Below are 6686 nucleotides of genomic sequence, written 5' to 3' on the forward strand. Positions count from 1 at the left end.
GGTTCATCTAAAACGATAAACTCAGGTTTCAACAACAAAATCCGAGCTAAAGAAATCCGTTGATTCTGACCTCCAGAAAGTTGAGCAGGATAACGCAATAAAAAGTCGGTTGAAAGGCCAACGGTTTTTAAAACATCTTCTATAGCCTCTTTCTGCTGATTGAAAGGAACTTTAGTAATATTGAGAACATCGCGCAAAGAAGCGTCTATCCGCTTTTTGGGGTTTAATGATCCTTGAGGGTCTTGAAAAAGCATCTGAACCTTCCGTCGGAAAAAAAGCCAATCAGGAGGTTTCATCCGTGAAATATCCTTTCCATGAAAGAAAATCGTCCCTGAAAAGGGTTTTATTAAACCTGCTACCATTTTACCTAAAGTTGTTTTACCGGTTCCTGAATGCCCCATAAGACCAAAGGTTTTCCCCATATAGAGTTTAACCGAAATATTACTCAGAACGATTTGGTGTTGTTTCCTTGGCCAACCCTGGGAAAATTCATAAGTAACCTTGTGCAGTTCAATCATACAAAAAACACCTTACCAACCGTTCATTTACTGACATTAGTCCCGGTTTTTCTCTATGGCATTGTTCTCTTGCCCATTGACAACGGGGATGGAACTGGCATCCTTGAAGATCTTCAATCATCGAAGGAGACTGCCCAGGTATGGGATGAAACCCATTTTCTGGAAGACTTCTAAGAAGACCTTGTGAATAGGGATGGAATGGTGATTGAAAAAAGTCTAAAGTAGGGACTTGCTCAACTATTTCTCCAGCATACATAACCATAATCCAATCTGATATTGACCGAGCTACCGTTAAATCATGGGTAATGAGCAACATCGATGATGAATGAATTTTTCGAGCTCGATCAAGTTGTTCAATTATTTGTTTAATCAATGTTCTATCCAGCCCTTGAGTTGGCTCATCAGCAATGATGAGATTGGGATGAAGAGCCAAGGCAGAAGCAATTAGTACTCTTTGGTTCATGCCTCCTGAAAACTCAAAAGGATACATTTTTACCGCCGACTCTGGCTTATCAAACTTCATGTAGGAGAGAAGACGAACCGACTCCTGAATTGACTGGTTTCGGTCGACACCTTGATGGATTCGAAAGGGTTCTCCAACCTGCCATCCAATAGAATAAACTGGATTTAAAGCCAAAGATGGATTCTGAAAAATAATCGCTATCTCTTTCCCGCGAATCGAAGCCATAGTTTTTTCGTCAACTAGAAGCAAATCACGACCTTGGAAAAGTATTCTTCCATTGATTTGAGCATTACCAGGAAGAAGTCTTAAAATCGATTGGGCTATCACCGACTTTCCGCAACCGGTTTCACCGATCAAAGCCAGTGTTTCCTGGTGGGGAATCGTAATCGATACATTTTTTACTGCTTTAACTCTCCCTTGGTGAGTGGTAAAAACAACATTGAGTCTTTCAACGGTTAAAAGGGGCAATGGCGACTTCCTCTCCCATTCCAATTTCTGTTTCTTCAAATGCAAAACTTAAAAATACCATTGATAAAACAAATAATGTAATACTCATACCTGGCGGAATGTACCACCACCACATTCCATTCAGGAATCCACCTCTTTGAAAAGCATGATGAATCATCATTCCCCAGCTTTTTAGAGAGGGATCTCCCAAGCCTAAAAAAGACAACGAAGCTTCCGATATCATGGCAGAAGCTACGGTGATAAGAAATTCTGGAATGATGATCATAACAATGTTCGGTAAGATTTCATAAAAAAGAATATGCCAACCTGAAAATCCCAAACAACGAGCACTTTCAACAAAACCCATTGAACGAATCTGCATCGTCCGAGAGCGGATAACCCGAGCGGTTGAGGTCCACCACAAAATACTCATAACCAGAATCATCAATCCTACGCTGGGACGTAAAAATGCTGAAAGAACAATTATTAAGGGTATTCTTGGAATCATTAGAATAACATCAGTAATACCCATTAACAATTCGTCAATGAATCCTCCATTATAACCGGCAAAAAGGCCTATCAATACCCCAATTGATACCGAAAACACCCCGGTTAACAAACCAACCAGAAGTGTAATCCTTGATCCGTAGATAAATTCAGTGAATAGATCATTCCCAATATCATTTGTCCCTAAAAGATGTTTTAATCCTAGAGGCAAGAAAGGGTCAAAACGAGCCTTGAGCTGAAAAGGGGCAATAAAATTGGCAAAAATAGCAACCAATAAAAAAAGGATAAAGAGGAATCCACCTATTCGAATGAAATATTTTTTTCGTTGAAAAATCAAGTCTTTCATCGGTTTGCTCTCACACGAGGATCAATCCAATTATAAATCCAATCAGTAAGATAATTGGCTATAATAACCATAAAAGAAATGATCAAAAAGGTTCCCTGAAGAACTGGGTAGTCTCGTGATAGTATCGATTGGTAAATGAGAGTCCCCATTCCATTAAGCGAAAAAACGATCTCAATAAAGAGCGCTCCGGCAAATAAAAATCCAAAATCAAGAGCAAAAAGGGTTATTACCGGCAGTGAAGCATTTTTAAAAACATGCTGAAACAATATACTATCCTCCAAATGACCTTTGGCTCGAGCATACCATACATATAACTTCTCTTTCTCTTGGAGAACACTCCCCCTCATCACCATATAATTTCGCGAAGCAGAAAATAAGGTCATAATTAAAACCGGCAAAAAAAGGTGTTTCAGAATATCAATCCAATTTCCTGTCGTATAAAAACCTTTTAGAGGGAAAAGACCGAGTCGAAATCCAAAAAAATAGAGAAATAAGAGAGAAATAAAAAAAGGAGGAGAGCAGTAAATAAATAAAAAGAAAAAGAAGGAAAAGGTATTCCCTTTGCTTTTCCTTTTCCATCCAGCAAGAGAACCAGCCAACGCTCCTATAATAGTTCCAAGAATCAACGAAGGAGCAACCAAGATAAAAGTCCATTTTAAGCGTGAAATGATTAGAGAAGAAACTCGAGCTCGGAAATGATAAGAATACCCTAAATCAAATTGAAATAAATTCTTCCAATAATTAGCATATTGAACTAATATTGGCCTGTTCAGTCCCAATTCTTCTCGAATTTTCTCAACTGCTTCTTTTCCAGCAATAAAATCCTCCCCAAGAAGATTAATTACTGGATCACCAGGCATAGCACGGGGTAGAAAAAAGTTTAAAGTAATAATAAAAAACAGGGCGAAAACGTAACGTAATATTTTTTTTGCAGGGAAAACCATATAATCTCCATTATCATATCGGTTAAAAACAAGTTTTAAACAACCAATTTAGCGCAACCAACCAGGATGCCATCCTGGGTTTTCACCCTCACCCTTACCTTCTCTTGTTTTTCTTTTTTTCCTCTCCCCTGGTGGGAGAGGATTAAGGTGAGGGGGGAGCTTGGATTTTCACTTCATACCTTAATTTTAAAAACACCAAACCTGGGTTTCAATCAGAGGTTCCACCCTCATCCTCACCTTCTCCCATCAAGGGAGAAGGAACTTTGATTCGTCATTGCGAGGAACGGAGTGACGTGACAATCTCTTGAGCTCAATCTTTTTTATTCTTTTCCCTTTGGATAAAGGGAGATAGTTTGGGATTCGATTGGTTTCCAAAAAATTCAAACCCCTCCTTCCCCCTTTTTTAAAAGATGAGATTAAATGACTATAATACTTTCTTCAGATTAACAAAATTATCGATGTTATAAATCCCAAAGAGAGGATCAGGTTGCCAACCAGTAAATTCCCGGTTAAAGGGTGTAATAATCATATTCCAATAGAGTGCTATTGCCGGTAATGTTTCAGCATAATAACTTTGAACTGAGTGGGCAAGCTCTTTTATTTTTTCCGGATCAGTTGTAGAAAGCAATCCATCAACCAACCCAAGAAAGATTGGATCATCAACAATGTGCAAAACACCCTCACCAGTTCTTCGGGAATCGAAATAAGCCGTTCCCCAGCTCCCGTGGACCATCATTCCCCATGGAGAACTACGAGTTACGGTAATGTCGTATTCATACTGATCTTTCAGGGCAATCCAGGTTGATTCATCAACATTTTTCATGGAAACTTTGATACCAACCTCTTCCAAGTAGTACTTGATCAACTCTGAACGGCGAACATAATCAGGTTCAACAAGCATAGTAAGGTCAATATCTTTCCCTGCTAAGTCTTCCCGTATACCATTCTTATCACTATCAATATAACCAGCCTCCTCTAACAAACTATTTGCTTTTTCCAAATCATAGGTTAATAATACGGTATCAATAAAATAATCCATACTGTTGGGAACAAAACCTCGAGTTGGAATGTTGCCATATCCTAAGGCATCAAGCTTTAAAATTTCAGGGTAGTTGATAGCATAAGAAATTGCTTCCCGAAATTTAAAGTCAGACATTGGAGTTCGTTTTAAATTAAAAGCCAAGAAGTAGAGTCCTATGTTGAGCTTTTCAACAAAATCAAAACGTCCGGTTTTCTTTAATCTCTCTATATTCTGGTAGGGATATGATGAAGCATATCGATAATAGGTGTCAACATCCCCTTTTTCCAAGGCTAATGACAAAACATCAACATTGTTATATAAATGAATTTCAATCTTACCAATTTGAGGTGTTTGACCTTTCCAGTAAGGATTTTTTTCCATGGTTATAATTCCAGCATTTAGATCTACCTTTTTCATATAGAAAGGTCCGCAACCGATATTTTCTCCGGGATTCGAGTAGTCCTGGGGGGATTCAATCTTTTCCCAAATTTGCTTAGGGAGTAAATTATAGCTGGATAAATCTCGGTTAATCTGAGTATGAGGCTTGTTAAATTTCAATATCACTGCATTTGGTTCTTGAATAGAAATATCTTGAAGTCCCTCTTTCAGCCAACCTGCCCAGGGAACATTTTGAGCAATAAATTCAATGGTAAACTTGACATCCTGGGGAGTCACTTTTTGACCATCACTCCAATACAGCGAATCATCGAGATGAAAAGTCCAAGTTGTATTATCCGAACTCACTTCGATTAATTTTGCACTCTGACCTACAATTTGTCCCTCGGTGTTCATTTTGGTTAGTGGAGGATTGGAAATATGGGCAAAAACCGGCAGATAATCATCAAAAACCAAGTTGGCCGTGCTAACCATATTTGGCGAACCAATTCGCAAAATAACTTCCTCACCATACGAAATAAAAGTCATTAAAAAGAAAAGACTCAAAACCGTTAAAAGAACTATTACAATCTTTTTTTTATTTTGAATCATGATAAACCTCCTTTTATTTCCTTTTAATCACTCTTCACTCAACACGGCCTTTTTCAATCTGCTGGTTGTCCAACCGTACTCATGTAAAGAACACTTTCTTCGATCCCATCAACACCAATAATCAGATTCACTTCATCATCAAATAAAGCTCCAATCTGGCAACTTCCTAATCCAAGGGAGGTTGCTGCTAAAGCAAGGTTTTCAGCAATATGACCAGTATCCAGATAAACATAACGATAAGCCCGTTGTCGATATTTCCATTTCGAACGTTCAAAGATTGCTGTCCATACGAAAGTAACCGCCGCCTTCCCCAACATCTCCTGTCCCATTCCTGCCCTGACCATTTCACGGGTAAACTTTCCTTTTTTTAATGTTTCTAATTCATGCTTTTGAACCGAATAATGGTAAATCCCAGGGTTAAGGTCTGAAACATCGCTAACCACAAGATAGGTTTCAATTGGATAAAGTGCACCTGCCGAAGGGGCAGTACGAAACTCCTGGCTTGCTTCTCGATTACGAATCCCATTGGCTGCCCATAAAATATAAGAAAGCTGATCCAACTGAATTGGTTCCAATGAATATTCTCGTATGCTTTTCCTTTTCAGTAGAGCTTCGTTAAAGCTCATCCCACTTAAATCTTTTGGTTCTGGTAAGTTTACAATTTGAACGTTGGAATAAAATTTAAAAGGCTCTGGTAAGTTTTCCCAACTCATTCCACCTACCAGGCTTTCTCCTCGAATATATTTGGTTTCTCGTTGAAAACGATCCCCTAATCCTTCCAACATCAAAACATCCCTCCTCCTGAATATATCCTTTCTCTTATTATTATAATTGATTTGCTTTTAATTCATCATTGTCATTATTTTCTTCCTCGCTGTATTTATAAAAAAAGAATAGTTATAATAATAATTGAAGAAAACTTTTTAAGGCGGGATCGGCATGAATTACCGGACTGTAAAACTGGCTCAAAATAATATAGAAGCTGAACTTATTAAAGGCTTTTTAGAAGCTGAGGGTATCAAAGTAATTTTAAAGCCATCAACCCAACCTTATGGCGGAATCGCCTACTTTGGTGATACTGGTCCAATAGAAGTTCAGGTTAAAGAGAACCAAATGCTCCAGGCAAAATCGATTATCCATGATATGGAAATAAAACCGGTTGAGTGATAATCAGTGTTGAAACCAACCAATACTAACTATTATTTAATACTTTCGGTTTTTACCCTGATTTTTCTATTTATAATAGCTTTTTCACCAAGAGACTTTGCTTATTCTAACCAGGTTAAAATTGGTAAAAATATGATCCATTATGTTGATTCTGGAAAAACAGATAATTTTCCCTTATTAATGATCCATGGATTAGGAGAAAATCTCCTGACCTGGCAAAAAATTTTGAATCGTCTTCCTCAAGAAAATTATCGTTTTCTTTTAGTTGACCTTCCAGGTCATGGCC

The 6686-nt window shown here is 38.0% G+C and carries 8 protein-coding genes; 2 read left to right on the top strand and 6 right to left on the bottom strand.

Going from position 1 to position 6686, the window contains the following annotated elements; genetic code table 11:
- The 6 genes from PLK24_RS06820 to PLK24_RS06845 all read right to left on the bottom strand — a co-directional run.
- A partial coding sequence (locus PLK24_RS06820) for an ABC transporter ATP-binding protein (RefSeq protein WP_324477566.1) occupies positions 1 to 518 on the bottom strand: 518 nt, incomplete at its 3' end.
- Positions 511 to 1449: an ABC transporter ATP-binding protein gene (locus PLK24_RS06825; RefSeq protein ID WP_324477568.1), complete on the bottom strand. Its 939-nt coding sequence runs from the start codon at positions 1447 to 1449 to the stop codon at positions 511 to 513. The genes PLK24_RS06825 and PLK24_RS06820, both read right to left, overlap by 8 nt.
- Positions 1430 to 2281: an ABC transporter permease gene (locus tag PLK24_RS06830; RefSeq protein WP_324477569.1), complete on the bottom strand. Its 852-nt coding sequence runs from the start codon at positions 2279 to 2281 to the stop codon at positions 1430 to 1432. Before PLK24_RS06830 ends, PLK24_RS06825 begins: the two co-directional genes overlap by 20 nt.
- A complete protein-coding gene (locus tag PLK24_RS06835) occupies positions 2278 to 3225 on the bottom strand; it encodes an ABC transporter permease (protein WP_324477571.1) in 948 nt (315 codons plus the stop codon). Before PLK24_RS06835 ends, PLK24_RS06830 begins: the two co-directional genes overlap by 4 nt.
- Before the next feature lie 424 nt (positions 3226 to 3649).
- The gene (locus PLK24_RS06840; RefSeq protein WP_324477573.1) at positions 3650 to 5233 is read right to left on the bottom strand and encodes an ABC transporter substrate-binding protein; all 1584 of its coding nucleotides are present in this window, start codon (positions 5231 to 5233) and stop codon (positions 3650 to 3652) included.
- Positions 5234 to 5286: 53 nt separating this feature from the next.
- On the bottom strand, positions 5287 to 6018 hold the full coding sequence (locus PLK24_RS06845; protein WP_324477575.1) for a SagB/ThcOx family dehydrogenase: 732 nt from the start codon (positions 6016 to 6018) through the stop codon (positions 5287 to 5289).
- 154 nt (positions 6019 to 6172) lie between these two features.
- Between PLK24_RS06845 and PLK24_RS06850 the strand changes: the two genes are divergently transcribed.
- Together PLK24_RS06850 and PLK24_RS06855 are read left to right on the top strand one after the other, a co-directional pair.
- A complete protein-coding gene (locus PLK24_RS06850) occupies positions 6173 to 6400 on the top strand; it encodes a putative signal transducing protein (RefSeq protein WP_324477577.1) in 228 nt (75 codons plus the stop codon).
- Positions 6401 to 6406: 6 nt separating this feature from the next.
- Positions 6407 to 6686 (top strand): hypothetical protein (locus tag PLK24_RS06855; RefSeq protein WP_324477579.1); only part of this gene is annotated, 280 nt, incomplete at its 3' end.

It is taken from the genome of Atribacter sp. (assembly GCF_035418125.1).
GTDB lineage: Bacteria > Atribacterota > Atribacteria > Atribacterales > Atribacteraceae > Atribacter > Atribacter allofermentans.

Coding starts and splice junctions, on each gene's coding strand:
- PLK24_RS06830 (WP_324477569.1), bottom strand. CDS start 2,281: ATGAAAGACTTGATTTTTCAACGAAAAAAATATTTCATTCGAATAGGT.
- PLK24_RS06835 (WP_324477571.1), bottom strand. CDS start 3,225: ATGGTTTTCCCTGCAAAAAAAATATTACGTTACGTTTTCGCCCTGTTT.
- PLK24_RS06840 (WP_324477573.1), bottom strand. CDS start 5,233: ATGATTCAAAATAAAAAAAAGATTGTAATAGTTCTTTTAACGGTTTTG.
- PLK24_RS06845 (WP_324477575.1), bottom strand. CDS start 6,018: ATGTTGGAAGGATTAGGGGATCGTTTTCAACGAGAAACCAAATATATT.
- PLK24_RS06850 (WP_324477577.1), top strand. CDS start 6,173: ATGAATTACCGGACTGTAAAACTGGCTCAAAATAATATAGAAGCTGAA.